This window comes from Ensifer sp. (assembly GCF_035999135.1).
In the GTDB taxonomy this organism is placed as follows: domain Bacteria; phylum Pseudomonadota; class Alphaproteobacteria; order Rhizobiales; family Rhizobiaceae; genus Ensifer.
On record NZ_DASYGZ010000206.1, the window covers coordinates 17523 to 42525 of the forward strand.

Below are 25003 nucleotides of genomic sequence, written 5' to 3' on the forward strand. Positions count from 1 at the left end.
TCATGGTTTCGGAACCTCGGCGATCCGGCCATCGGAAATGGCCTCGGCGACGCGGTTCAAGGTCGGATAGTCCGCGCCGGCGCCATAGGCGAGATAACCGGGGCAGAGGTAATCGGCGGAGCCTGATGGTACCTTGCCAAGCGTGAGCGGCTCGTAGCGACCGCCGGCATTCTTCAGGATCAGGGTCGCTGCGGCCACATCCCAGGCATTGACCCCGAAACCGGCGGCGGCATCGGCGAAGCCCGCCGCCAGATGCGCGATGCTGAGTGCCGCACTGCCGGGCCGGCGCACGGTCGAAAAGGTTTCGACCAGGTCCCCATAGCGGCTGAGGGCGACAACACGGCCATCAAGGCGAAAGTCGCGCGAAACGGGATAGCCGGTGATCAGTGTCGCCCGGCTTTCCTCGCTCACCGACTTCGAGACGATGACCTCGCCGTTCAAATAGGCGCGCGTGGCATCGCTTGAAAACAGGAGATTGGCGACAGGATCGTAGATCACGCCTGCGACGACGGCTCCCTTCTCGACGGCGGCGATCGAGATGCACCAGAAGGCAAGGCCGCGCGCGAAGTTGGCGGTACCGTCGATCGGATCGACATACCACTGGATCTCGCCGCTGCCGACCTGCCCGCCTTCCTCCCCGAGCATGGCCGAATTCGGTTCGTGATCGAAGATGAAGTCGCGGATCAGGATCTCGGCGTTCCTGTCGTGGATCGTCACGATATCATGCAGGTCACGCTTGTAGTCGACCGTCATGTCGGAGCGAAAGGCTGCAAGCAGTGGGGCGCCCGCGGCGCGGGCTGCACCTTCGGCTATGCGCATCAGATGGCGCGAGCGGCTCAAGCGGTCCTCGTCATCCGAGGCCTGAGGGCTTGCCGCCGGGTTGGCGTTGATCATGCTCTTTTCCATTCATGCGGAGCGACGACCGGCGCGCTTGTCCTCGTCACGTCGCGCCGGCCGAGATTGCTATTTCGTGTAATTCACACGCCAGAAGTCCTGCCATTCCTCGCGCCGGTCGAAGTCGTCGAGGCCGGTCGCAGCGTCATAGGGGAACAGGCGGTCCGCCACTTCCATGATCCCCGATGGCTCGTCTTCCGGCATCTTGATGTCGATGTTGGTCGGCAGCTTGCCGTCCTTCATCTGCGGCGCGATGCCCTCTTCGGTCAGCACGTAGTGAATGAACAGCCTCGCCGCATTCGGGCTTGCCGACTTGGAGGCGATCAGGCCAAGCTTGGTGTAGGTCCAGCCGACCCAGGGCTGAAGCTCGGTGCAGAGCCCGAGTTTGTAGCCCTTGCCTTCGTTGTCGCGGAACTTGGCCGAACTCAGGAGCCCGAAGAAGGGCTCTTTCTGTCCGCTCGCGCCGACGGCTTCGGCAACGGGATCGTCGCCGTCGGTCACAAGTGGGCCGTTCTGCGCGAGCGCCTTGATCCAGGCGGCTGCGGCACTCTTCTCGGCGGTTTCGAGATCCTTGCCGAAGTGGACCTTGTAGGCCTCCTTCACCGCGTTGTCGGCGTGCTTTTCCAGCTGGTTGAACCAGTCGGTGTAGGTGCTCTTGGTCAGGGGATCGACGAGCGCGATCTTGCCTTTCCACTTGGCGTCGGTCAGCTCCCAGATGTTGCTGACCGGGCACTTGTCGTAGACTTCGGTGTTGTAGGCCCAGACATTGGCGTTGGTCGAAATCGCCAGCGGGTTCTGGAAGGCGGCCGGGATCTTTTCCTTCATGTCGCCGGGCAGATAGCTTTCGACAAAGCCCTGCGGCAGAAGCTGTGCCAGTGCCGCCGGCGCGTCGGTGATCAGGGCGACGTCGCCCTGGACGTTACCGGCCTGCGCTTCGCGAATGATCATTTCCAGCTGACTGTTGGCCGAGACTTTGACGCCTGTCGCCTTCACGCCGTACTTCGCGGTGAAAGCCTCGGCCATCTCGACGATCTTGCCGGTGCTGTCATAGACGTTGATCGGTTTTTCCTTTTCGGCGGCCTCCACCAGCGCATCGAGATTGAACGCCTCCTCTGCGTTTGCCTCGACCGCGACGGCCGTCGTCAGGGCGGCCAATGCCGCCCCGAATGCCAGGTATTTGTTCTTTGCTTTCTTCATGGTTTCCCCTCCCAAGGAGACCGTTTCAGACGTTACTGCACTTACTTCTGGTAGCTGAGACGCCAGAGGTCCTGCCAGGTTTCGCGCGCGTCCCAGTCTTCGAGGCTGGTTGCCATCTGGTAGGGCATGACCTGGTCGAGAACCGTGCCGATGCCCGACGGCTCGTCGGCCGGCAGCGCGACATCCTTGTTGGTCGACATCTTCCCGTCCTCGGCCTGCGGCGCGATGCCTTCGGCGGTCATGACGTAGTGGATGAAGAGCTTTGAGGCGTTGGGACTGTTGGTGCCCTTGGTGATCAGACCGACGCCCGGGTACATCCAGCCGAGCCACGGCTTCAGGTCCTTGCAAAGCCCGAGTTTCATGCCCTTGTCAGCGTTGTCGCGGAATTTTGCCGAGCTCATCAGCCCCATGAACGGCTGCGATTGGCCGGGTGCACCAACCGCATCGGCCGCCGCCGCATCGGCATCGGTCAACAGCGGCGCGTTGGCGGCGAGCGCCTTGACCCAGGCGGCCGTTGCACTGCCGTCATCGGCCTCGAGCTCCTTGCCGTAAAGCTCCTTGTAGGCGGCCGCCACCTTGTCGTCGCCGTGTTTGGCCATCTGGTTGAACCAGTCGACATAGCTGGGCTTGCCGAGCGGGTCCTGCATGGCGACCTTGCCCTTCCACTCGGGACCCGTCAGCTGCCAGATGTTGGTGACCGGGCACTTGTCGAAAAGCTCGGTGTTATAGGCCCAGACATTGGCGCTGGTGACGACCGTCAGCGGGTTCTGATACTCCGGCGCAATGTTGGCTGCGAGGTCCGGCGGCAGCCAGCTTTCGGCAAAGCCCTGTGGAATGAGCTGGGCCATCGCGGCCGGCGCGTCGCTGATGATCGAGACGTCGCCCTGGATGTTGTTGGCGCGGGCTTCGCGGATGATCATTTCAAGCTGGGCGGTCGCCTTGACCTTGGAGCCCTCGGCGCCGACGCCATATTTCTCGGCGAATGCCTTCGCCATTTCGACGATCTTGCCGGTGCTGTCATAGACCGTGATCGGCGGTTCCTTGCGCGCTGCCTCGATCAGCGCGTTGAGGTCGAACGGCTCTTGCGCCAGCGCCGGCCCGGCAAAGGCGACAATAGTGGTTGCCAGCAGTGCGCGCCTAAGCGCACCCTTTGTCCTGTCTTTCGTCCGAAAATGCATCGTCTGTTCCTCCCTCAGATTATGTTTCGGTTTGTTGTTCGGCGCGTGCCGCCTCAGTTCAGCGTATTCTTGCGCAGAAGCGCGTCCGCCTCGGTGATGCGCTGGCCATCCTTGTCGAAGACGTGCAGCGCCTCGGGCGGCGCAAAGAAGGAAACCTTCGTTCCCGTCTCGACGCGCGGCAAAGTGTTGGTGGTCAGGAACAGCGTGTCGCTGTCGTTCCTGAGTTCAAGGATCCAGCTGCCGCCGGTCGGCAGCACGCCCGTCACCGTCATCTCGCCGGCGAAACTGCCTGCCGGCACGTCCTCGCGTTTGACCGAATAGCCGATCGCCTCCGGTCGAAGGCCGATCGAGCCGATGCCGCGCAGTGATGGATGGCGCGCGCCGAGATAGGCTTCGGCGGCGCTCGACAGTTGCGAGGCTGCCGAGGAGCCGAAGGTCAGGATGTTGATCGGTGGGCTGCCGACGAATTCCGCAACAAAGCGGTTGGCCGGGCGGTCGTAGATGTCGTTGGGCGTGCCCATCTGCTGCAGCGTGCCCTCGTTCATGACGGCGATTGTCGTTGCCAGCGTCATTGCCTCCCACTGGTCGTGGGTGACGAAGACGATGGTCGTCTTGAACTCCTTGTGGATGCGCTTGAGTTCGGCGCGCATTTCGAGGCGCAGCCGGGCGTCGAGGTTGGAGAGCGGTTCGTCGAGCAGAAGCACGCCCGGATTGACGGCCAGCATGCGGGCAAGCGCCACGCGTTGCTGCTGGCCGCCCGAGAGCTGCGACGGATAGCGGTCGCGGTACTTGGCGATGTCGAGCGCCTGCATCACCTTCTCGACCCGGCGCTCGCGCTCCTCCTTCGGCAGCTTGCGCAGCCGCAGTCCGAAGTCGGTGTTGCGCTCGATCGTCAGATGCGGCCAGAGCGCGTAGCTCTGGAAGACCAGCCCCATCTCGCGCTTTTCCGGCGGAATGAACACCCCTGCCCGGACCGAGTCGACCACCCGCTCGCCGATGCGGATCTCGCCGTCCGAGAGATTTTCGAGGCCGGCGATCATCCTGAGCGTCGTCGTCTTGCCGCAACCGGACGGACCCAGAAGACACATGAACTCGCCATCGCGGATTTCGAGGTCGAGATTGGAGACTGCGTTGGCCGAGTTGACGCCGTAGTTCTTCTGCGCGCCGCTGAGATTGATGGTGGGCATCAGCTTCCGAGTCCTTCTGCGAGGTTGGTCTTGGTCAGCTTCTGGGCTGCCAGGGTACCGAGATAGGCGATCGCCGCGATGATCAGCACGACGGCGTTTGCCGCTTGCGTGTAGTGGTAGTCGACGAGCCGCAGCGAATAGGTGGTCAGCACGTCCGTGCTTGGCACGGCGAGGATGACGAACAGGCTCAAGCCCTTGATGCCGGAGATGAAGGGCAGGAGCACACCGGTGACGAGCGATCCCTTCTGGATCGGGATGACGATCGAGATCATCCGCCGGAACCAGCCGGCGCCGGCGATCTGGGCGGCCTCCTCGGGATCCTTGCCGAGTTGGGTCATCGCCGAGATGCCGGCGCGCGAGGCATAGGGCATCTGGTCGGCGATCAGCGCCAGCACCAGGATCGTGACGGTGCCATAGAGCGCCGGCATCGGCCCGCGCGGCACGGCAAAGAGCGACAGATAGGCGGCGGCAAAGGCGATACCGGGCACCAGATAGGGCAGGAAGGTGACCTGGCGCAGATACACAGACAGCGCCTTCACCGGAGTGCGAATGACGACGTAACCGACGAGCAGCCCGAGAATGCCTGACGTCACGGACGCAAGGCCGACGATCATGAGGGTGTTCTTGGCCGCCGCCCAGAGATCAGGGCTCAGAAGCACCCCGGTCTGCAGCGCGACGGTATGAAGATCGCGGCCGATCCAGTATTCGAGCGTGAAGTTGTCGAGCGTGAACTGGGCCGGAAGCTTCATCACGGTGGACAGGGACAGGGTCAGCAGCGGAAGGCCGACACTCAACAGGAAGATCAGCGCTGCGAAACCGGTGGCCGGAAGGCGATATTTCCCAAGCCGGCTCTGGCGGTTCATCGAGCCCTTGGAGCCGACCGTCACGAAGCGCCGAGCTTCTCGGACAAGCCTTGCGTCGATCATCAGGGTGATGATGCCGATCAACATGATCGAGGCCGCGACGACGCCGGCAACGCCGGTCTGGCGCGACGCGATGCTGCGGAAGAGCGAGGTGGACAGCACCTCGAACTTGACCGGCAGGCCGAGCACATAGGGCACGCCGAATTCGCCGAGGCACTTGGCGAAGATCAGCACCATCGAGGACAAGAGTGCCGGGCGCATCAGCGGCAGGATGATCTGCACCGCCACCTGATACCGTTTGGCACCCAGGATGCGGGCCGAGTCTTCGAGCTGGCTGTCGAAGCGGCGAAGTGCCGAGCCGAACAGCAGGATCACGAACGGGGTATAGTGCAACGCCAGGATGATAATGATCGGGAAGCGTCCATAGGCGACCCAGTCCGGCGGCGTCAGCCCCATGGCCTCGAACCAGCCCGGCTGGCCTCCGACGGTGCGGTTCTTGAACAGCGTCGTCCAGGCGAGCGCGAAGGTCCAGGCCGGCAGCATGTAGGGCACGATCAGCGCGGTCGCGAACCAGCGTCGACCAAACATGTCGGTGCGGCTGATCAGCCAGGCGAGCACCGTGCCGATCACAAGTGACAGGCTGATCGCGCCGAGCGCGACCGTCAGCGTGTTGAACAGTGGTCGCCAGAAGAGGTCGACCGAGACCGGCGAAAGGAAGGCTCGGTCCAGATAGTAGAGTGTCAGGTCGCCGAAATCCTTGCCGAGCCGACGCTCGTGTCCGAACTGCACCTGCACGGCGTCAAGCACGATCGAAATGATCGGCACGACGATGAGATAGGTAAACAACAGCGCCGTCAGGACGCCGATCAGCGTCGTCGGTTCCCGGGAGGCGACCTTCGCACGGTAGCGCCAGCGCTGCCATGCCGTCGGCGCAGCCGGCTCGAGCGGCACGACGGATTCCTTGGCTGTTTCTGTCACTAAGGCCATGCTCTTCCCCTTGGAACCCAACATGCGCGATGTGCCGCGGCTGACGCCGGACGGAACTCTTAAGCAATGCCAACGGGGAAACACGAAACAGGCGCCATGACTTGGCGCTGATACAAACAGCAAGCCGTGCGGAGCGCGTAGCGACCGCGCCTCACCAGCGTTCTCCTCCCCGTTCGCAAGGCAGGCGCGCGGCCTGCCTGATGGCGGCGCCGGCTCCTCAACCGGTCCGCCATCGTCACGAACATGGACGGAACAAAAATTCCAATTTCCGTCCGTCCATGGAATGCATGATCCAATGGAGCGGTGGCCTTGTCAACAAAAAAATGCACACGTGCGCAATGATCTAATCGTATGTTTTAGTTGATATTTTTATCGGGAGGCTACATTGTTTTGCGAACACGTGATCAATGTCCGTTCGAGCGCGCATTCCGAAGCTCCCATGGCTCAGTCTTTCGCGGGCGGGAGCCTCGAGTTTCCGGTCATCGACCGGGGCGGACGAGCGGCCCCCTCTGGGCGCGCGCGTATATTTTTTCATTGGAATGGTCGGGCTTTTGTGGCCCTGATGGAAACCGTCTGATTCTGCAGGGGAGAGGCATGGCAAGAGGCTTCGTGACGGCCGAAGAGGTTGCAAAACGCGCAGGCGTGTCGCGTTCGGCCGTATCGAGAACCTTTACGCCCGGCGCCAGTGTGTCCCAGGCTGTGCGGCGCAAGGTGCTGAAGGCCGCGCGCGAACTCGGCTACCGGGTCAACCGTCTGGCGCAGGGCCTCAACAACGATCGATCGAACCTCATCGGCGTCGTCGGCGCCAATCTCAGTTCGCCCTTCCACGCCAAGCAACTGGATCTGCTCAGCATCGGCCTGCTGCGCCGCGGGCTGCAATGTCTGCTGCTGAATGCCGCCGATGCGCGCAAGGATATCGCGCCGCTGATCGAGCTCCTGTTCGAGTTTCGGGCGCAGGCAATCGTCGTGCTTTCGGGCGAGCCACCGGAATCGATCGTCGACCAGTGCATCGCCAATGGCGTCAGGCTGATCCTGATCAACCAGAAGCTCGACCGCACCGACACCAGCATGGTGCTGAGCGATGACAGCCGCGGTGCCGATCTTGCGGCGCTGCGGCTGATCGAGGCGCGCTGCAAGAAGGTGGCGGTGGTTTCGAGCGGCAGCCATACGCCGGCACAGGTTCGCCGCACCACCGCGTTCAAGCAGAAGATGGCGACGGCCGGTGTCGAGGTGGTGTCCTGGGCGGGCGGCCCGACGAGCTATGAGACCGGCTATCAGGCGGGTTGCGAGCTGCTCGTCGACGAGGCGATCGACGGGGCCTTCTGCGTGACCGATCTTCTCGCACTCGGCTTTCTCGATGCCGCGCGCACCGAGATGCATCGGAGCATCCCGGCCGATCTTTCCGTCGTCGGTTTCGACGATATCCCGCAGGCGGGCTGGAAGAGCTATGAACTTACCACGGTAGCGCAGTCTCTCAGCGCCCTGACCGACCACGTGCTCGCAGCGCTTGAATCCGACGAGATGGAAACCCGGCTGCAGGTGGTTCCGGTGGCGATGGTCGAGCGCAAGACCGCCCGGCGGTGAAGCGTCGCCCTTCCCGATGCGCCTACTGCCGGCCGCGCAGCAGTTCCGCCCGGAAAAGCTCCTGAAAACAGCCGTAGCTCGCAAAGCCGAGATCGTTGACAAGCCGCATCACCGTCGTCGTCGAGACACCGCTGCGGCCGGCAACCTCGCGGGCGCTGGCAAAGGCCACGTCATAGGGATGGGCGAGCACGAACTTCGCCACCTTCAGGCGGCCGCCCTTCAAGCGGCGGGCGCCGATGCGCCAGGTATCCCTGAGCTCGGTGAAGGTTCTGGGCGGGGTTGCCGTGCTTTGCACGGAAGAAGCACCAAGTTCCATGGTCAGGCTGCCTCCTCCTCGCCGGATGTCACTTCGACGCGGATGTGCCGGCCGCCGGCTTCGGCACGATCGAGGAAGGCATCGAAAGCGCCGAAGAACACGGCCAGAAAGCCCGGGATCGAGCCGTCCCAACCCATTTCGGCGGGCCTGCCGAAGCGCTTGGCGATGGCGCGATAGAAAAGGCGGCGCGGCTCGGGGATACGATCGAGTGCAAGCACGCCCGCCTGCCTGAGGCAATACCAGTCGGCGATCAGTTCGAGCATGCCGATCTCAGCCAGCCCGTCCCTGTCGCCACCCGGTGGGAGCGTTGCGAGCGCGTTGTCCAGTGCGCCGGCCCCGTAGATGCGATCACAGCACGCCTTGACCGAGAGCCCCGATGTCTGATCGACCACGGCTTTCGGCCATTCCTTCGGGAAATACCGGTGTTCGACCAGCGCGCGCTTGTGCGCCTTCAGGAATGTTCCGTAGTCATGGGCCTCGAAGGCCGGATCCGGCTGCTCGCAAAGCTCGGCCATTTCGCGGCTGTAGGCGGCAAGCACCCGCGGGTCGACGGTGGTGGACGACAGCTCGACCGTTTCGACCGCAAGACCCGAAGCGATCGGCGCGATGACCTTTAACGCCGGGGGAAAGGCAACCAGCGAGGGCACGGCGATGTTGGTAAGAGAACGGCCCCCCCGCTTCAGGCCGGTGACGCCCTCCACATGCAGATGACCGCTGAAATGGGTGGTCATGCCCGCGCCCATCAGCGCTTGCGCCACCGCCGCGCCGGGGGTTCTGCGGGCAATGTTGGTCTCTCCGAAAAGCACGCCCTCGGCGCTTGTCGCACCATCGAAGGGATCAAGGACCGGGTAGTGCGAGAAGGCAAGAAGCTGCTTGCCGAGGTTCTTTGCACGGGCCGAAACGTCGGCGATCCAGTCAATGATGAACGGCTTCAGTCGAACAAGCGCGTTCCAGCCGGCAGCCGTGCTGTCGATGAACGCCGCCTCCTCGCCTGTCTCGAAGGTGCCGTCGCGCGGCTCGAAGACGTTGGCGTCGATCATCATGAGCCAGAGGCCGGGTTCCGGTTCGATGAGATAGGACGCGTCCATCAAGGTGTAGCGGTTGAGGCCATCGGGCGATGCGATGGAATAAAGGCGGTCCTCGACCCTGTCGGAGATGCCGAAAGGTGTCTCCCAATGATAGTCGCCGGATCTGCGGAAATATCCGAAGGCGGCCATTGCGGTGAGCCCCGTCGGGTACCCCTCGCAATACATGCGGGACGTCACATGGGCTCCGGAACTGGCCTTGCCCGCGTCGCTGGTCACCAAAATCCTGGCGCCGTTGCGGTCGAGAAACTGTTTGGTCTGATGCCGGCCCTGCGGCCCGAAGATGTCGTGGTTGCCGGGGAGTGCGTAGAAGCGCGTGCCGTGCCGGCGCTCGTGTTGGTCGAGCACGGCGCGGACGCGCTCGGTCGTCAGTCGCTGTCCGTCGTCGGTATAGTCCCCGAGCAATACGACGTGGCGGATGCCGCGGTGCACCACCTCCGCCAGTGCCTCGTCGAGCGCTCTGGCGCTTTCGTTGAAGACGCGGGTGGATTCGCGCGTGTCGGCCCAGCTTCTGACCGCCAGTCTTTCGCCATCGATCTCGATGGCCGGAAACCCGAAGTCGCCTTTCAGGTCGTGGAAATGCGCATCGGCAATGACGGCGATCTGCGGCAAATCAGGCATCTGCATTGGCCCTTGCGCGCGATTTTTCCACAAGGTCGATCCAGTCGGACGCCCGTCGGGCGGCCTCGTAAAGCATCGGTTTCGGTGTCTCGAACCATTCGTCCGGCCGCAACTCTCGGTGCTTTCGAATATGGGCGACCGCGGCGTCGAGCGTCGGAAACAGATTCGGTTGCTGCTTCAGCAGCAAGAGAGCAACGAGCGAAACCGACCGGCTGCGTCCGCCACGGCAATTGACCAGAATGTTGCCGCCGTCGCTGAAGGGATAGGTGGCGCGCTTGGGCATTGTCTGCCTGAGCGCGCCCTCGAGAATGTAATAGGCGCCGAGCATCATCGTGTCGGGACTGCCGTCGCCATCGATCATGCCGAGCTTGTAGTAGCGGATGTCGGCATAGCCGCTGGCGCACAGGTCGTCATTGACCGCGACCGCTTCCTCGCGCACGAGATTGATGTCGAGGTTGATCGCGCAGTTGACCACGATGGTGATGCCATGACGCTTCAGCATGTCGAGATCGCGTGCGCCGTCGCTGCCGCCGATATAGAGGTCGGCATGGTGTGGCCCGAGGCCGGTGGCAATCAGGCTGATTGCGGGTCTCGAATAGACCGGTGCATCCATTTCAGGGTCCTTTTTGGCTGCCGCATGGGTCGACCTTAGCATTGCTTTCGCGCCGTCAGGCCGGTTGAAGTTCGATCGGCTGTTCCCGGCTTTCGATCGGAATGCCCGAGGCGACGCTCACACCACGCGCGATTGCCGGCGTGGCGGCAAGAACCGGCCCGCCATTCAGAAGCGTGCCGATCTCCATGAACGGGCATACGACACCGCCGGCCTCGGCGACAAGGAGCAGCCCGGCAAGGCAGTCCCAGGCATTCATATGCAGTTCCACATAGGCGTCCGAGCGTCCGTCGGCGACATAGGCGAGCGCCAGAGCTCCCGAGGCGCCCCGGCGCACGTTGGCGCCCTTTTCGAGCAGCTGCCGCATGGTTTCAAGGAAGGCTGCGTCCGGTACCCGGCGCGACCACCCCATCTCGACGGAGGCGGCATCGAAGCCTGACGTCGGCGAAACCTTGATTGGGCTGCCGTTGAGCGTCGCTCCAGCGCCTCGCCGGCAAAAGTAGAGTTCGTCCTGGGCCGGATTGTAAATGGCGCCGATCTCCGCCCTGCCCGCTTCGACATAGGTGATCGAGATACAGAAATGCGGGATGCCGCGGGCAAAATTCGCGGTGCCATCCACCGGGTCCACCACCCACACGCAATCCGAAACGGTGCCGCCACCCTCCTCTCCTAGGAACGTGTCTTGCGGAAAGTGTTCGGCAATCGCCCGTCGTATGTGGGCTTCGGACGCGGCGTCGGTCTCGGTCAGAAAGTCCTGGGGGCCCTTCATCGAGAAGCCGCGCTTTTTGCTTTGCCTGAAGCCGTCAAGTACGAGGGCTCCGGCGGAGCGAATGACGTCCTGGCAGAGCAAGGCGCGGCCCGGAAGGTCATCTGAGTAACGCGGCTTAATGTGGTCCATCAACTGCTCCATTGCACACGCGTGCACAATTGCACGCGTGTGCACGACGCGCAAGCTGATTTTGCGCCGCTACTGCGCGAACCGGTATCGGAACCCGGCTGCACCACGCCCGTTCCAGCCTGTGGCATTTCTGCAATGTTCAAGTGAGACCGGCGGTCGTAGTGTCTGCCCGGCAAATCTTTGAGAGGACCGCATGACCACGACCACGATGCAGGACGCGCTCGACAGCGCAGGTACCGGCCCCTACCAGCGCAGGTTGATGGCCATTTTCGGCCTGGTCTGGGCCGCTGACGCCATGCAGGTTCTGGCTGTCGGGTTCACCGCGGCTTCGATCGCGGCAACGTTCGGCCTCAGCGTCCCGCAGGCGCTGCAGACCGGGACGTTGTTCTTTCTCGGCATGCTTCTTGGCGCTGTCGGCTTCGGGCGCCTGGCCGACCGGATCGGACGCCGCAAGGTGTTGATCGTCACCGTCGCCTGCGATGCCGTGTTCGGCTTCCTGTCGATCTTCGCGCCCAGTTTCGAAGTGCTGCTGCTGTTGCGTTTCCTGACCGGGGCGGCCGTCGGCGGCACCCTGCCCGTCGACTACGCCATGATGTCCGAGTTTCTGCCTGCCCGCAGTCGCGGCCGGTGGCTGGTGATGCTGGAAGGCTTCTGGGCCGTGGGTACACTGGTCGTCGCCCTGACCGCTTGGCTCATTTCACTTACGGATCTCACCGACGCCTGGCGCTACATTTTCGCCGTCACCGCCGTTCCGGCCGCGATCGGCATCGGCTTGCGCTTTCTTGTACCGGAATCGCCACTCTACCTGTTGCGTTCGGGCAAGCCGGCCGAGGCGAAGGTCATCGTCAACCGGATGCTCGTCGCCAATGGTCGGCCGGAACTTTCGCCGACGGTGACGATCGCCCTTCCCGCCGCATCAACGGGGGCCGGCATATTTTCTGGCGCCCTGCGCCGGCGCAGCCTTCTCGTTCTCGCCGTATGGTTCTTGGTCTCGGTTTCCTATTATGGTGTTTTCACCTGGATGCCGCCGCGACTGGCCGGCGAAGGCTTCGGCTTCGTGCGTGGCTACGGCTTCCTCGTTCTGATCGCGCTTGCACAGATCCCGGGCTATGCGCTTGCCGCCTATGGCGTCGAAGCGTGGGGGCGCCGCCCGACACTGGTCGGCTTCTGCCTGCTGTCCGCCTTCAGCTGCCTGCTGTTCGTCGTGGCGAACGACGCACCGCTCATTGCCGCCGCCCTGTTGATCATGAGCTTTGCGCTGCTTGGGACCTGGGGTGCGCTCTATGCCTATACGCCAGAGCTTTATCCGACGGAGACGCGCGCGACCGGGATGGGGACGGCCGGCGGCATGGCAAGGCTTGGCGGTCTGCTTGCGCCGTCGCTGATCGGACTTCTGGTGGCCAAGGGCTTTGCGCTGGCGATCGGAACGTTTGCCGGGCTGCTGCTGATTGCGGCGATGGCCGCCCTGCTGATCGACGCCGAGACCCGCCGTGCTTCGTTGACGTGACGGCCTCCTCGGGCGGGTCTGGCCGGGCATGGCGCCTCGATAGACACAGTTCGCCGAAACAGGAACGCGATCAACACCTTGGGCCGATATCGGCCTGTGGATTGACGGTGGATGGCCTGGGCATAACCTCAGGCGACCGACCGGCGGCTTTTCGATCGCGAAAGCTGGCCTAGAATGGTCCCCGTGGCCAAGCTCACCGGCCGCAGTGTAGCAATAGTGTAGCAACTATCTCATCGGGGTCGGCGCTTCCAGCCGGCCCCGATTGTCGTTCCACACATTTCCCAAAAGTCTGGGCCAGAACCGAACCGGCGGGCGTATCCCCCGACGCAACGGGCGCGTGCCCTTCGATATCTGCATAGCTGCATTGCACAATAAATGTTTTCCAGGTGGTCAAAAATCAGGCATAAAGCACACAGCTGATGCACATGGCGGCTCTCCTCCCATGTCCGCCGCACCAGCTGTTCCCCTCTGGAGGTTTTTGACCTTCACACCTTATGGGCCGCGGTCTTCCGTCGGCCCTTTTTTCTTTTCTGCAGCGCTTCGAACGCCAAACCCGCTGGTGACATGCGTTCCCGCCACGGTGGGACACCCTCCCCCGATCCGCAATCGCCGCGATTGCGTTCGGCATCAACGTGTTCTGTAATAAAGCCGATCGTCATGTGGACCGGAGGCTGGAGCTCGTGGGACCGACACATCTGTTCGAGCTGGTGATCGGAATGTTCGTCGCGATCATCGCGCTCCACTACGTTGCCCACCGTCTGGGGCTGCCGCCCTCGGTGGCGCTCCTGGCCGGCGGTGCTCTGCTTGCCTTCGTTCCCGGACTGCCGGCGATCGAAGTGAACCCCGAGCTGGTGCTGGTGATTTTCCTGCCGCCATTGCTGATGGACGGCGCCTGGACGATCGCTCTTGCCCGCCTGCGTCGTCATCTGATCGGCATTGCTTCGCTTGCGGTCGGTGCGGTGCTGTTTACCTGTGTCGTCGTTGCCGTGGCGACGCACCTGCTTTTTCCCTCGCTTCCGCTGGCGGCCTGCGCAGCGCTCGGGGCCATCGTCTCGCCACCGGACGCCGTTTCGGCGCGCGCGGTGCTGCAACGCGTACGGCTGCCAAGGCGGTTGCAGATCCTGCTTGAAGGCGAAAGCCTCTTAAACGACGCGAGCGGCCTGGTGTTGTTCCGCTTTGCGATTGCCGCCGGTGTCACAGGGGCCTTCAGCGTGACCGGCGCGGTCGGCAACTTCTTCCTCTTGGCCGTTGGTGGCGCCCTGGTCGGCATCGTTATCGGAACGGCCTGGGTCCAGCTCGCCCGTCGGCTCGGCGACGAATACCTTGTTATCGCAGCGACGGCCCTTTTGTCGTGGACGTCCTACCTGCTTGGCGAGTTCCTGCATGTCTCCGGTGTGATCGCGACCGTGACCACGGGCCTTGTCGCGAGCTGGCACCAGCACACGGTGCTTTCAGCGGCCACCCGCATGCGCGGCACCTCGTTCTGGACGGTGATCGTCTTTCTGATGGAGGCCGCCGTTTTCATTCTCATCGGCCTGTCACTGCGTGGCGTCGTCGAGCGCGGCGGCGGCTTCGAGACCGTCGCGGCCTCGTTGGCATGGCCGATCCTGGTGATCCTCGTCGCGCTCACGCTCGCACGTTTCGTCTGGGTATTCGGATCGGACTTCGTCATCCGCCTCGGCAATGCGGCCGGCATCAGGCGCTACACGCCGGTTGGCGCGCGCGGCGCGACCGTGCTTGCCTGGGCCGGGGTTCGCGGCGTGGTGACGCTGGCCCTTGCGCTGAGCGTGCCTGAAGGCTTCCCGGGCCGTGACCTCATTCTGGTGACGTCTTTCGCTGTCATCGTCGCAACGGTGCTCATTCAGGGCACGACGCTTGGACGGGTGATCGAATGGGCGCAACTGGTCGAGCCGCAATCGGAACGGGCGCGCCTGACCCTGAGCCAGGCCGAGGCCGCCATGGCGCAGGTCCAGCTGGTGACGGTCAAAAGCCAGGCCTATGACGAGGCCGGCAAGCTCATCCACCCGCAATTGCTCGAAAGATATCAGCGACGCGCGGTCTCCATCGTCGACTATGCCGAGCGCACGGAACACTACGTGCCCATTCTTCACGCGCATTTCGATCTGATCCTCGCCGCGGTCGCGACCGGGCGTCGCGAACTCATAAGGCTGCATCGCGCCGGCGAGATCGATGACGAGACGCTGCACGAGCTTGAGCGGGATCTCGATCTGGAAGAGTTGAGCGCCCTTGCCGCCAAGGCGTGAAACAACATCTCTGTCTTCGTCGTTTCCTTTTCGGTTCATCGGTCGGGATGGCTGACGCCGCCATGCGCTCGGATTTTGATTTTGGAGCATTTCCCTGCGCCAAAGTATTTTCACTTGAAGGCGTGATGCTCTAGAAGCTATCGCCAGGACGCGCCGAGGGTTGAGGGAGCTTGAAAGCGATCAAGAAATCGAAGGCGCAGAAATCACCCAAGCCGAGGACACTGCTGCAGAAACTGGCGGCTTCGCCTGAGAAACTCTTCTCGGGCGCCTTTCGCCAGCAGTACGCGGCGCTGTGTTTTCGCCGCACCGCCGACGGGTTTGCGCTCGAAATTCTGGTCGTCACCTCGCGCGACAGCGGCCGATGGCTCATCCCGAAGGGTTGGCCGATGAAGCAGAAGGAGCCGCATGAGGCCGCGGCCATCGAGGCGCTGCAGGAGGCCGGTGTCCGCGGCAAGGTTCGAAAGAAGCCGGTTGGCAGCTACACCTACCTGAAAATGCTTGATGACGGCGACGTCGTGCCCTGCGTCGTGGACGTGTTCCAGGTCGAGGTCACCAAGCAGGTGGAAAAGTACAAGGAAAAGGGCGAGCGCATCGTCGCCTGGGTGAGTGCCGACGAAGCGGCGCGGCGCGTGCGCGAAATCGAACTCAAGTCGCTGCTCATCGATTTCAAACCACGGTGAGATCGGCGATTGGAAAGGCGGCCCTTGAGCGGGCCGACTATGGTCAGATCACCAACTGAAGTTTCGCGCGCCGCCGAACGTCCTCATCCGCGCCGCTCGCCGTTCGCATCGAAGAAGTGGAGCGCGTCGGCCTTGGCGCCGACCTTCACCACGTCGCCGATCTCGTGGCGGGCGCGGCCCGAAACGCGGAAGATCAGGTCTGCGCCGTTTTCCAGCCTGCCGTGGATGAGGCTTTCGGCGCCGACCAGCTCGATGCCGTCGATGCGCACCGTTGCCTGGAAGGCAAGCGACGCACCGTCGGCGGGAAGCGGTAAAAGGTCCTCCGGCCGCACCCCGAGCGTATACTCGCCGCTCGGCTTTGGCACGTCCGCCGCAAGCGTCCACCCTGATGTGGTGCCCGTGCCCTTGAGCAGGTTCATCGACGGCGAGCCGATGAATGTGGCGACGAAGGTGGTTGCCGGCCGCTCGTAAAGCTCGAGCGGCGTGCCGACCTGCTCGATGCGGCCGGCATTGACGACGACCAGACGATCGGCAAGCGTCATCGCCTCCATCTGATCGTGGGTGACGTAGACGCTGGTCGTGCCGAGCGAACGCTGGAGCCGCTTGATCTCGATGCGCATCTGTCCGCGCAGCTTTGCGTCGAGATTGGAAAGCGGCTCGTCGAAGAGGAAGGCGGCGGGCTGCCGAACGATCGCCCGGCCCATGGCGACGCGCTGGCGCTGGCCACCGGAAAGCTGACGCGGCTTGCGGTCGAGATAGGGCTCGATTTCGAGCGTCTTTGCGGCAGTTGCGATTCGCCGGTCGATTTCGTCGGCCGGCGTGTTGCGGTTCTTCAGGCCATAGGCGAGGTTCTGGCGCACCGTCATGTGCGGATAGAGCGCATAGTTCTGGAAGACCATGGCAATGTCGCGCTCGGCCGGTTCGACGTCGTTGACGCGCCGTCCGCCAATCTCGATGTCGCCGCCGGTGATGCCCTCGAGCCCGGCAATCATGCGCAACAGCGTGGACTTGCCGCAGCCGGACGGCCCGACCAGGACGACGAACTCGCCGTCGGCGATGTCGAGCGAGACGCCCTTGATCGCGTCCACCGTGCCATAGGCCTTGCGGATGTCTTTGAGGGTGATCTCAGCCATTACTTTTCTGTCTCCACAAGGCCTTTGACGAACCAGCGCTGCATCAGCACGACGACGAGGATGGGCGGAATGATCGCGAGGATCGCGGTCACCATGACGTAGTTCCAGGGGGTCGAGGCGTCGGTGAAATCGATCATGCGCCTGAGCCCGATGATGATCGTGTTCATCTTGGCGTCGTTGGTGACGAGCAGCGGCCAGAGATACTGGGTCCAGCCATAGATGAAGAGAATGACGAAGAGTGCCGCGATGTTCGTTGCCGAGAGCGGCAACAGGATATCTCTCATGAAGCGGAACGGACCGGCATTGTCGATGCGCGCGGCCTCCACCAGTTCGCCGGGGATTGTCAGGAAGAACTGGCGAAAGAGGAAGGTCGCCGTTGCTGATGCCATCAGCGGTAGCGTGAGGCCCGCATAGGTGTCGATCAGGCCGAGATCGACGATCACCTTGTAGGTCGGCAGGATGCGTACCTCGACCGGCAACATGAGGGTAATGAAGATCATCCAGAAGAAGACCATCTTCAGCGGGAAGCGAAAGAAGACGATCGCAAAGGCCGACAGGAACGAGATGACGATCTTGCCGACGGCGATGGCAAGCGCGACGACCGTGGAATTGAACAACAGCCGTTCGAGGCTGACGCCGACGACGCGCTCGACGCCGCCGCCGACGGCTTCGCTATAGTTTGCGACAAGATGTTCGCCGACCGTCAGCGACATCGGCGGTCGCACGATCTCGATCGAGCTGTGGGTCGAGGCGATGAAGGTGTAGTAGATCGGCAGCGCGACGATGACGATGCCGATGACGAGCAGCAGGTGGCTGATCAGGGTCGATAGGGGGCGGTTCTCGATCATCGGCGGCTCACGAATAGTGGACCCGCTTCTCGACGAAGCGGAACTGGAAGGCCGTCAGGGCCACGACGATCGCCATCAGGATGACGGATTGGGCGGCCGAACTGCCGAGGTCGAGATTGACGAAGCCGTCGTTGTAGACCTTGTAGACGAGGGTTTCGGTGGCTTTTGCCGGGCCGCCGCCCGTGACCGCATGAATGATGCCGAAGGTGTCGAAGAAGGCGTAGACGGTGTTGACGACGAGCAGGAAGAAGGTCGTTGGCGCAAGCAGCGGGAAGACGATGGTCCAGAACCGCTTGGTGCCGCGGGCGCCGTCGATCGCGGCCGCCTCGATCAGCGACTTCGGGATTGCCTGCAGGCCGGCGACGAAGAACAGGAAATTGTAGCTGATCTGTTTCCAGGCCGCGGCAACGACCACCAGCAGCATCGCCTGGTCGCCGTTCAAAAGCGGATCCCAGCTGATGCCGTTGCGGCGCAGGATATAGGCGAAGGTGCCCATTGCCGGGTTGAACATGAACAGCCACAGCATGCCGGCGACGGCCGGCGCGACCGCATAGGGCCAGATCAAGAGCGTGCGGTAGAGGTTCTTGCCGCGCACGACCCGGTCGACGGAGGTCGCAAGCAGGAGAGCAACCGCCATCGACAGCAGCGCGGTTGCGAGGCTGAAGACGACTGTGACCTGCAGGGAGTGCAGGTAGTCCGGATTGGAAAGCACGGCGCGGAAATTGGCGAGCCCGACGAAGCCGGATTTCAGGCCGAACGGATCCTCGCGCAGCACCGACTGGTAGAGCGCCTGGCTTGCGGGCCAGAAGAAGAAGACCACGGTGAGCACGATCTGCGGCGCGAGCAGCAGATAGGGCAGAACCCTGTTGGGAAAGACGACGGACTGCATGGCGTGCCCCTTCCGTGAAAGATGGGGCCCGCGCGCAGATGCGGCGCGGGCCCTCGGGTTGGGGGATTAGTTGCCGACCGCGGCGGCAATCGCCGCGTTGGCCTTTTCGACGCCTTCGGTCAACGCTGCCTTGGCGTCCTTCTGGCCGGCAAGCATGGCCTCGAACTGTTCGTTGAGGATGTCGCGCACCTGCGGCAGGTTGACGAGGCGCACGCCCTTGGAGTTTTCCGTCGGCGCCTTGCCCATCATCTGCTTGATCGGCGTTTCGCGACCCGGGTTCTTGTCATAGAAGCCGGACTTCTTGGTTTCCTCGTAGGCGGCGATCGTCACAGGCAGGTAGCCCGAGACCTGATGCAGCTTGGCCTGGGTTTCCGTTTTCGACAGGAAATGGAAGAACTCCGCCACACCCTTGTACTCAACGTCTTCCTTACCGGCGAACACCCAGAGACTTGCGCCGCCGGGAATGGTGTTTTGCGGGCCGTGGCCTTCATAGTACGGCAGCTGGCCGACACCGTAATTGATGCCCGACTTCACGATGTCGCCAAGACCACCGGAGGATTCGGTCAGGATGGCGCATTCACCCGACATGAACAGCTGCTTTGCTTCCGATGTGCGGCCGCCATAGCGGAACGTTCCATCCTTGGCGAGGTCGGCGATCGACTGGAAATGCTCGATGAAAATCGGCGCATTGATCTTCAGTTCCACGTCGAGGCCCGCAAGCCCGTTCTCGTGGGTGCCATAGGGCACATTGTTCCAGGCGGAGAAGTTCTCGGTCTGGATCCAGGTCAGCCAGGTGGAGGTGAAGCCGCAGTTGGCAGCACCGCTCGCCTTGATCTTCTTGGCGGCCTCAAAGACCTCGGGCCAGGTTGCCGGGGGCTTTTCCGCGTCAAGGCCAGCCTTCGAGAAGGCGTCCTTGTTGTAATAGAGGATCGGGGAGGACGAGTTGAACGGGAAGGACAGCATCGTGCCGTCAGGCTTCGAATAATAGGCAACGATGCCTGGCAGGTACTCATCCTTGTTGAACTCGTAACCACCCTTCTTGAGCACGTCGACAACCGGAACCACGGCGCCCTCGGCGCCCAGCATCACGCCGCTACCGGCATCGAACACCTGAAGGATCGCGGGTGCCTGCTTGGAGCGGAAAGCGGCAATGCCGGCATTGAGGGTCTCGCCGTAGGTTCCCTTGAACACCGGGACGATCTTGTACTCCGACTGGCTTTCGTTGAATTCCTTGGCGAGCCGCTCGACCGTCTCGTTGTTGGCTCCGGTCATCGCGTGCCACCAGGAAAGCTCGGTGGCTGCAAGCGCGTCCGAAGCGACTGCGATCGAAAGTGCGGATGTGGCCGCAAGGGTCCACTGGAATGCTCTCATGGCGGTTCCTCCCGTTGATAGACGACAAAATATCTGGCCGCAGACGTGTCGGCCCTCCTCTGCCGGGCGCGTCTGACTTTCGTGGCGAAAGTGTGTTGATTAAAAACGAAAGACAACGAACCTGCAAGAGAAAATAGAACAAGCAATTCGAAAACCCAGCGATTTAGAAGATGCGTTCCATTGAATATACGGAAGCGCTAATTCTCCTTTCTCCAAGGGCGCGAGCCGGGCTATGTATTCAGCAGCCGCTTTATAGCGTCCCAACCCTCGAATCGTTGTTCGGTTCCCTCAAGCCCGTCATCCTGAACGAAAACGCCGCGCACGTTGACTTTTGTCAGCATTGATGAATTATGTCAGAACGATATTCGCGAAAGACGACCGATGCCGATCCGTGCCAACGACCAGATCATCCACAAGGCCGCCTGGCTCTATTATGCGCACGGCTTGCGCCAGGACGAGGTGGCCCAAAGGCTGGAAATTTCCCGCGCGTCGATCGCCATGTATCTGCGCAAGGCACGCGAAATGGGGATCGTCACGATCACGACGTCGACGGAACTCTTCTCCAGCGACGTTCTCGCACGCGAACTCGAGGATGCGACCGGGCTTGCGAGCTGCTGGCTCGTGCCCGAAGACCGGCAGGCCATGGATCCGGCGGCCGAAATGCCGGTTGTCGCCGCGTCCGTGTTCCTCGAACTGATCAACAAGGGCGACCGGATCGGCGTCGCCTGGGGCCGCACGGTCTATCATATCGCCGATGTCATGCCGTTTGCTGATCTGCGCGGCGTTACCGTCGTTCAGCTGTGCGGCAACCTCGGCGCGCCCTATTCCTACCGCCCGGACCAGTGCACCACGGAAATCGCCCGTAGGCTCAATGCGGAAGGCATCAACTTCTACGCTCCGCTGGTGCTTTCCTCGGAGCAACTGGCAAACGAGCTGCGTGGCGAGCCCGTCATCAAGGAACAGCTTGCGACGATCTCCGATTGCGCGCTGGCGCTCTATTCGGTCGGCGGCATCGAGGATGACAGCCATCTCGTCAAGTGCGGCGCACTCTCGGCCAAGGACATGCATGCCATGGGCGAGAAGGGTGCGGCCGGTGTGATCGCCGGCCAGCTGATTGACCGTGACGGACAATGGATGGATTGCGCTCACAATCGCCGCTGCATTTCCGCCGATCTCGATTCCATGCGCGCGATCAAGAAGCGCATGCTGGTCGTGCAGGAGGACAGCAAGTTCGAGCCGCTGATGGCAGCGCTCAAGGGTGGGTTCGCTTCGCATCTGGTGATCACGGAATCGATGGCGCGGCGGGTGATCGAGCGCTGGAGCCGTGAAGGGCTCGGCAAGGGGAGCTCCGGCGGAGCCTGAGCATCGGGTTTGGCTCCGCCGATGCCGGCCGGGCCGGTTTATCGGGAGGCTGAACACCATGGAAAATCTCTGGCGCGACGACGCGGCTGAAAAGATGGTCGCGGATTATGCGGCATCGGGCATCGGTCGTGATCTTGCTCTGCGCACCTACACGACCCGACTTCTTGGCGGCGAACCGCGTCTGGTCCTGCACGGCGGCGGCAATACGTCGGTCAAGACCGAGATCACCGATCTTGTCGGCGACACCCATGGGGTGCTCTGCGTCAAGGGCAGCGGCTGGGACATGGGCACGATCGAACCGGCGGGGCTGCCGGCCGTCAAGATCGCGCCACTGCTCAAAAGCCGCAGGCTCGAAAAGCTCTCGGACGAGGACATGGTGACGTTGCTGCGCGCCAACCTCATCGACCCGGCCTCCCCGAACCCTTCTGTCGAGGCGCTGCTACACGCGTTCCTGCCGCACAAGTTCGTCGATCACACCCATTCGACCGCCATCCTCGCCATTGCCGATCAGGCGAAAAGCAGGGAGATGTCTCAAGAACTGTTCGGGCAGAAAATGGGTTTCGTGCCCTACATCATGCCGGGTTTCGCACTCGCCAAGGCGGCGGCCGAGGTCTTTGACCAGGACCCGACGGTCGAGGGACTGATCCTCGACAAACACGGGATCTTCACCTTCGGCGCGACGGCGAAGGAAGCCTATGACCGGATGATCCACTATGTCACGCTGGCCGAGGAACACGTGACGTCGAAGGGGCGCTCCCCTTACACGCCGGCCACCCTGCCCGCGGTACTCGCGAGCCCGCTCGACATCGCCCCGATGCTGCGCGGCGCCGTTGCGGTCGACAAGGGCGAAGGCCGTTTCGATCGCATGGTCACCGTGTTTCGCGCCACGCCAGATATTCTTGACTTCGTCAATGCGGCTGAAGTGGAAAACATGGCGGCAAGGGGCGTCTCCACGCCGGACCTCTCCATCCGCATCAAGACCGGACCGATGGTGTTGCCCGCGCCGGCCAAGGAAGACCTTGCCGGCTACCGCGCGGTGATCGATGCGCGTGTCGCCGCCTTTGCTGCCGACTACACCGAATACTTCCGCAGCAACGATGCCCGCGACGAGGTCAGGCGCGTCATGCTCGACCCGATGCCGCGGCTGACGCTGGTGCCGGGGCTCGGCATGTTCGGCCACGGACGGACCTACAAGGATGCGACCATAGCGGTCGACGTCGGCGAGATGTGGATCGAGGCGGCGCGCGACGCAGAATCCGTCGGCCGGTTCGAGCCGGTCAGCCGGCCCGACCTTTTCGATCTCGAATACTGGTCGCTGGAGCAGGCAAAGCTCGCCGGCGCCAGGCCGAAGCCCTTTACCGGCCAGATTGCGCTTGTCACCGGCGGCGCCGGCGCCATCGGTGCGGCGATCGTCAAGGCGTTCGTGGCCGAAGGCGCCCATGCCGTGGTGCTCGATCTCGAAGGCGAAAAGGCAGCCGCTGTCGCCAGGGAGGCCGGCAACGGTTCGATCGGCATCGCCTCAGACATCACCGATCCGGCATCCGTGCGCGCGGCCTTCGAAAAGACGGTCGAAACCTTCGGCGGCGTCGACATTGTCGTCTCCAATGCCGGTGCGGCCTGGGAAAGTCCGATCGCGACGATGGACGATGCCTTGCTGCGCAGGAGCTTCGAGCTCAATTTCTTTGCGCATCAGACGGTGGCGCAGAACGCGGTCAGGATCATGAAGGCGCAGAAGACCGGCGGCGCGCTGCTCTTCAACGCCTCCAAGCAGGCGGTCAATCCGGGCGCGAAATTCGGCGCCTATGGCCTGCCGAAGGCGGCAACGCTGTTTCTCTCGCGCCAATATGCGCTTGAGCATGGCGCCGACAATATCCGCGTCAACGCGGTCAATGCCGACCGCATCCGCTCCGGCCTGCTCAATGACGAGATGATCGCCAACCGCGCAGCGGCGCGCGGCCTGTCGGTCAAGGAGTACATGGGCGGCAATCTGCTTGGCCTTGAAGTCACCGCCGAGGACGTCGCCCGCGCCTTCGTTCATCAAGCGCTGGCAGAGCGCACGACCGCCGACGTCACCACGGTCGACGGCGGCAATATTGCGGCGGCGATGCGCTGACCGGCTTCCGTCCGGGACCAAATTTTGCCACCATGCCGTCTCCCGCTAGAGTTGTTCGGATGGAGACGAGATGGTCGATCAATGGCCCTTGGATGCCGCGTTCAAAATGGGTGATTATGCCGCAAAGAAAGGCCGCGCTTCCTGGCGCGGCAGGATCGTCGGCTGGTACCGCACGGACCTGACCAGTCTCGGCTATGCGATCGAAAGCCACTTCGAGCCCGGTTCGGTGCAGATCTACCCCGAGACCGCGATTGAGGCATGGGAACCGCCGGCGGCGGCGAGCGCGTGACGGCGATCCGAGACAAAAAAAGGGGGCGGCCCGATAAGCCGCCCCCTTTCGGTTCGTCTTGGGAGACTAAGGCTTCGGCATCCAGGCGGGCATGGCGACATCCGCATGGGCGAACTGTGGCAGCTTCACGCCGAGTTCTTCCATGTTCTTGATGTCCTGATCGTTGAGGTCCTTCTGGGTGATCAGCGTCGGCGGCACGATGACCTGGCGGCCCGGATCCTCACCGGCAAGCAGCATGGCGAGCGAACGGACCGAGACCTGGCCGACCACGGCCGGGTTGGTGGCGGCGGTCGCAGTCCAGGCCGAGCCGGATTCGCGCATGGCGGCGATGTCGGAGGTCGAGATATCGGCCGAGTAGATCTTGACGCTCGAGGAGAGGCCTGCCTCGTCGACGGCGATCTTCACACCCTTGGCGAATTCGTCGTAAGGCGCAAACATCACGGTGATGTCGGGCTTGGCCGTGATCACCGCGCGGGCCTGGTTGGCGACCGAGTTGGCGATCGGGTTGTCCATGGTCCCGAACTGGGCGGCTTCCTCGATGCCCGAGTACTTCGCCTTGAATTCCTTCCAGGTTTCGTCGCGGCGGTCGAGCGGCGCGATGCCGGCGACATAGACATAGCCGGCCTTGAATGCTTCGCCGTTGTCCTTGACCGCCTGTTCGAGCGCAAGGCGGGCGAGGTCGCGGTCGGACTGTTCGATCTGCGGGATCTTCTCGTTTTCGACGTTGACGTCGAAGGCGACGACCTTGATGCCGGCATCGACCGCGCGCTGGGCGGCTTCCTTCATCGATTCCGTCAGGCCGTGCTGGATGATGATACCTTGCACCCCGAGCGCGATCGCCTGGTCGACCATGTCGGCCTGGAGCGCCGCGTCCTGGCGGCTGTCGAAGACCTGCAACTGGACGCCGAGCGCCTTTGACTGCGCCTCGACACCGGCAAGGTAGGACTGGAAGAAGTCGCCGGTCGAAAGGTAGCGCACGAGCGCGATCTTGACGTCTCCGGCCTTGTCGAACGGCTTCGGCATATCGGCTGCAAAGGACGGCACACCGAAGGCCGCGGCCCCCATCAACCCGAGCGTCAATGCGCCCAGGCTCCTGCGAGTGATGTTCATGTCAGTCTCCTCCACTG

General features: G+C 63.0%; 21 protein-coding genes. 7 read left to right on the top strand and 14 right to left on the bottom strand.

The features are described from left to right. The 5 genes from VGO12_RS27290 to VGO12_RS27310 form a co-directional block, all read right to left on the bottom strand. Entirely contained in the window at nt 1–894 is an 894-nt protein-coding gene (locus VGO12_RS27290; protein WP_327515853.1) for an inositol monophosphatase, read from the bottom strand. Between the two features lie 69 nt (nt 895–963). Further along, complete coding sequence (locus VGO12_RS27295; protein WP_327515854.1) at nt 964–2091, bottom strand: ABC transporter substrate-binding protein; 1128 nt, start codon at nt 2089–2091, stop codon at nt 964–966. A gap of 41 nt (nt 2092–2132) precedes the next feature. Beyond that, complete coding sequence (locus tag VGO12_RS27300) at nt 2133–3269, bottom strand: ABC transporter substrate-binding protein (protein ID WP_327515855.1); 1137 nt, start codon at nt 3267–3269, stop codon at nt 2133–2135. 53 nt (nt 3270–3322) lie between these two features. Beyond that, nucleotides 3323–4456, bottom strand: a complete 1134-nt coding sequence (locus tag VGO12_RS27305) for an ABC transporter ATP-binding protein (RefSeq protein WP_327515856.1) — start codon at nt 4454–4456, stop codon at nt 3323–3325. Further along, nucleotides 4456–6306, bottom strand: a complete 1851-nt coding sequence (locus VGO12_RS27310) for an iron ABC transporter permease (protein ID WP_327515857.1) — start codon at nt 6304–6306, stop codon at nt 4456–4458. Before VGO12_RS27310 ends, VGO12_RS27305 begins: the two co-directional genes overlap by 1 nt. A gap of 594 nt (nt 6307–6900) precedes the next feature. Between VGO12_RS27310 and VGO12_RS27315 the strand changes: the two genes are divergently transcribed. Next, on the top strand, nt 6901–7890 hold the full coding sequence (locus tag VGO12_RS27315) for a LacI family DNA-binding transcriptional regulator (RefSeq protein ID WP_327515858.1): 990 nt from the start codon (nt 6901–6903) through the stop codon (nt 7888–7890). A 22-nt stretch (nt 7891–7912) separates the two neighbouring features. On the opposite strand, the gene VGO12_RS27320 is transcribed toward VGO12_RS27315, so the two are convergent. From VGO12_RS27320 to VGO12_RS27335, 4 genes are read right to left on the bottom strand one after another with little or no spacing between them, the layout of a single operon-like run. Beyond that, a complete protein-coding gene (locus VGO12_RS27320) occupies nt 7913–8206 on the bottom strand; it encodes a hypothetical protein (protein WP_327515859.1) in 294 nt (97 codons plus the stop codon). Nucleotides 8207–8208: 2 nt separating this feature from the next. Continuing rightward, nucleotides 8209–9918: a metallophosphoesterase gene (locus tag VGO12_RS27325; RefSeq protein ID WP_327515860.1), complete on the bottom strand. Its 1710-nt coding sequence runs from the start codon at nt 9916–9918 to the stop codon at nt 8209–8211. Further along, on the bottom strand, nt 9905–10525 hold the full coding sequence (locus VGO12_RS27330) for a protein phosphatase (RefSeq protein WP_327515861.1): 621 nt from the start codon (nt 10523–10525) through the stop codon (nt 9905–9907). The genes VGO12_RS27325 and VGO12_RS27330 overlap by 14 nt, the downstream gene beginning before the upstream one ends. A 55-nt stretch (nt 10526–10580) precedes the next feature. Then, on the bottom strand, nt 10581–11420 hold the full coding sequence (locus VGO12_RS27335; RefSeq protein ID WP_327515862.1) for an inositol monophosphatase: 840 nt from the start codon (nt 11418–11420) through the stop codon (nt 10581–10583). A gap of 193 nt (nt 11421–11613) precedes the next feature. Here VGO12_RS27335 and VGO12_RS27340 point away from each other — a divergent pair, with 193 nt between their 5' ends. From VGO12_RS27340 to VGO12_RS27350, 3 genes are all read left to right on the top strand, one after another. After that, nucleotides 11614–12927: an MFS transporter gene (locus VGO12_RS27340; protein ID WP_327515863.1), complete on the top strand. Its 1314-nt coding sequence runs from the start codon at nt 11614–11616 to the stop codon at nt 12925–12927. 680 nt (nt 12928–13607) lie between these two features. Continuing rightward, a complete protein-coding gene (locus VGO12_RS27345) occupies nt 13608–15191 on the top strand; it encodes a Na+/H+ antiporter (RefSeq protein ID WP_327515864.1) in 1584 nt (527 codons plus the stop codon). A gap of 170 nt (nt 15192–15361) precedes the next feature. Further along, entirely contained in the window at nt 15362–15871 is a 510-nt protein-coding gene (locus tag VGO12_RS27350; RefSeq protein ID WP_327515865.1) for an NUDIX hydrolase, read from the top strand. Between the two features lie 83 nt (nt 15872–15954). Here VGO12_RS27350 and VGO12_RS27355 read toward each other — a convergent pair whose 3' ends face one another. From VGO12_RS27355 to ugpB, 4 genes are all read right to left on the bottom strand, one after another. After that, complete coding sequence (locus VGO12_RS27355) at nt 15955–17004, bottom strand: sn-glycerol-3-phosphate import ATP-binding protein UgpC (RefSeq protein WP_327515866.1); 1050 nt, start codon at nt 17002–17004, stop codon at nt 15955–15957. Then, on the bottom strand, nt 17004–17852 hold the full coding sequence (gene ugpE / locus VGO12_RS27360; protein ID WP_327515867.1) for a sn-glycerol-3-phosphate ABC transporter permease UgpE: 849 nt from the start codon (nt 17850–17852) through the stop codon (nt 17004–17006). The genes VGO12_RS27355 and ugpE overlap by 1 nt, the downstream gene beginning before the upstream one ends. 7 nt (nt 17853–17859) lie before the next feature. Next, nucleotides 17860–18741, bottom strand: coding sequence for a sn-glycerol-3-phosphate ABC transporter permease UgpA (ugpA, locus tag VGO12_RS27365; RefSeq protein WP_327515868.1), 882 nt, complete (start codon nt 18739–18741; stop codon nt 17860–17862). 66 nt (nt 18742–18807) lie between these two features. After that, nucleotides 18808–20112 (bottom strand): sn-glycerol-3-phosphate ABC transporter substrate-binding protein UgpB, encoded by a 1305-nt coding sequence (ugpB, locus tag VGO12_RS27370; RefSeq protein WP_327515869.1) that lies wholly within the window; start codon nt 20110–20112, stop codon nt 18808–18810. Nucleotides 20113–20493: 381 nt separating this feature from the next. Between ugpB and VGO12_RS27375 the strand changes: the two genes are divergently transcribed. From VGO12_RS27375 to VGO12_RS27385, 3 genes are all read left to right on the top strand, one after another. Beyond that, nucleotides 20494–21474: a sugar-binding transcriptional regulator gene (locus VGO12_RS27375; RefSeq protein WP_327515870.1), complete on the top strand. Its 981-nt coding sequence runs from the start codon at nt 20494–20496 to the stop codon at nt 21472–21474. Between the two features lie 58 nt (nt 21475–21532). After that, entirely contained in the window at nt 21533–23587 is a 2055-nt protein-coding gene (locus tag VGO12_RS27380) for a bifunctional aldolase/short-chain dehydrogenase (protein ID WP_327515871.1), read from the top strand. 70 nt (nt 23588–23657) lie between these two features. Beyond that, nucleotides 23658–23876: a DfrB family trimethoprim-resistant dihydrofolate reductase gene (locus VGO12_RS27385; protein ID WP_327515872.1), complete on the top strand. Its 219-nt coding sequence runs from the start codon at nt 23658–23660 to the stop codon at nt 23874–23876. Between the two features lie 66 nt (nt 23877–23942). Here the strand turns inward: VGO12_RS27385 and VGO12_RS27390 are convergent, their stop codons facing one another. Next, the gene (locus tag VGO12_RS27390; protein ID WP_327515873.1) at nt 23943–24986 is read right to left on the bottom strand and encodes a substrate-binding domain-containing protein; all 1044 of its coding nucleotides are present in this window, start codon (nt 24984–24986) and stop codon (nt 23943–23945) included. Nucleotides 24987–25003: the final 17 nt, after the last annotated feature.

Bases quoted from the DNA above. Each gene is read 5' to 3' on its own strand.
- VGO12_RS27290 (WP_327515853.1), bottom strand. From the start codon at position 894: ATGATCAACGCCAACCCGGCGGCAAGCCCTCAGGCCTCGGATGACGAG.
- VGO12_RS27335 (WP_327515862.1), bottom strand. From the start codon at position 11,420: ATGGACCACATTAAGCCGCGTTACTCAGATGACCTTCCGGGCCGCGCC.
- VGO12_RS27305 (WP_327515856.1), bottom strand. From the start codon at position 4,456: ATGCCCACCATCAATCTCAGCGGCGCGCAGAAGAACTACGGCGTCAAC.
- VGO12_RS27310 (WP_327515857.1), bottom strand. From the start codon at position 6,306: ATGGCCTTAGTGACAGAAACAGCCAAGGAATCCGTCGTGCCGCTCGAG.
- VGO12_RS27340 (WP_327515863.1), top strand. From the start codon at position 11,614: ATGACCACGACCACGATGCAGGACGCGCTCGACAGCGCAGGTACCGGC.
- VGO12_RS27325 (WP_327515860.1), bottom strand. From the start codon at position 9,918: ATGCAGATGCCTGATTTGCCGCAGATCGCCGTCATTGCCGATGCGCAT.
- VGO12_RS27295 (WP_327515854.1), bottom strand. From the start codon at position 2,091: ATGAAGAAAGCAAAGAACAAATACCTGGCATTCGGGGCGGCATTGGCC.
- VGO12_RS27300 (WP_327515855.1), bottom strand. From the start codon at position 3,269: ATGCATTTTCGGACGAAAGACAGGACAAAGGGTGCGCTTAGGCGCGCA.
- VGO12_RS27315 (WP_327515858.1), top strand. From the start codon at position 6,901: ATGGCAAGAGGCTTCGTGACGGCCGAAGAGGTTGCAAAACGCGCAGGC.
- ugpA (WP_327515868.1), bottom strand. From the start codon at position 18,741: ATGCAGTCCGTCGTCTTTCCCAACAGGGTTCTGCCCTATCTGCTGCTC.
- ugpB (WP_327515869.1), bottom strand. From the start codon at position 20,112: ATGAGAGCATTCCAGTGGACCCTTGCGGCCACATCCGCACTTTCGATC.
- VGO12_RS27380 (WP_327515871.1), top strand. From the start codon at position 21,533: ATGGAAAATCTCTGGCGCGACGACGCGGCTGAAAAGATGGTCGCGGAT.
- VGO12_RS27320 (WP_327515859.1), bottom strand. From the start codon at position 8,206: ATGGAACTTGGTGCTTCTTCCGTGCAAAGCACGGCAACCCCGCCCAGA.
- VGO12_RS27375 (WP_327515870.1), top strand. From the start codon at position 20,494: ATGCCGATCCGTGCCAACGACCAGATCATCCACAAGGCCGCCTGGCTC.
- VGO12_RS27390 (WP_327515873.1), bottom strand. From the start codon at position 24,986: ATGAACATCACTCGCAGGAGCCTGGGCGCATTGACGCTCGGGTTGATG.
- VGO12_RS27355 (WP_327515866.1), bottom strand. From the start codon at position 17,004: ATGGCTGAGATCACCCTCAAAGACATCCGCAAGGCCTATGGCACGGTG.
- ugpE (WP_327515867.1), bottom strand. From the start codon at position 17,852: ATGATCGAGAACCGCCCCCTATCGACCCTGATCAGCCACCTGCTGCTC.
- VGO12_RS27330 (WP_327515861.1), bottom strand. From the start codon at position 10,525: ATGGATGCACCGGTCTATTCGAGACCCGCAATCAGCCTGATTGCCACC.
- VGO12_RS27385 (WP_327515872.1), top strand. From the start codon at position 23,658: ATGGTCGATCAATGGCCCTTGGATGCCGCGTTCAAAATGGGTGATTAT.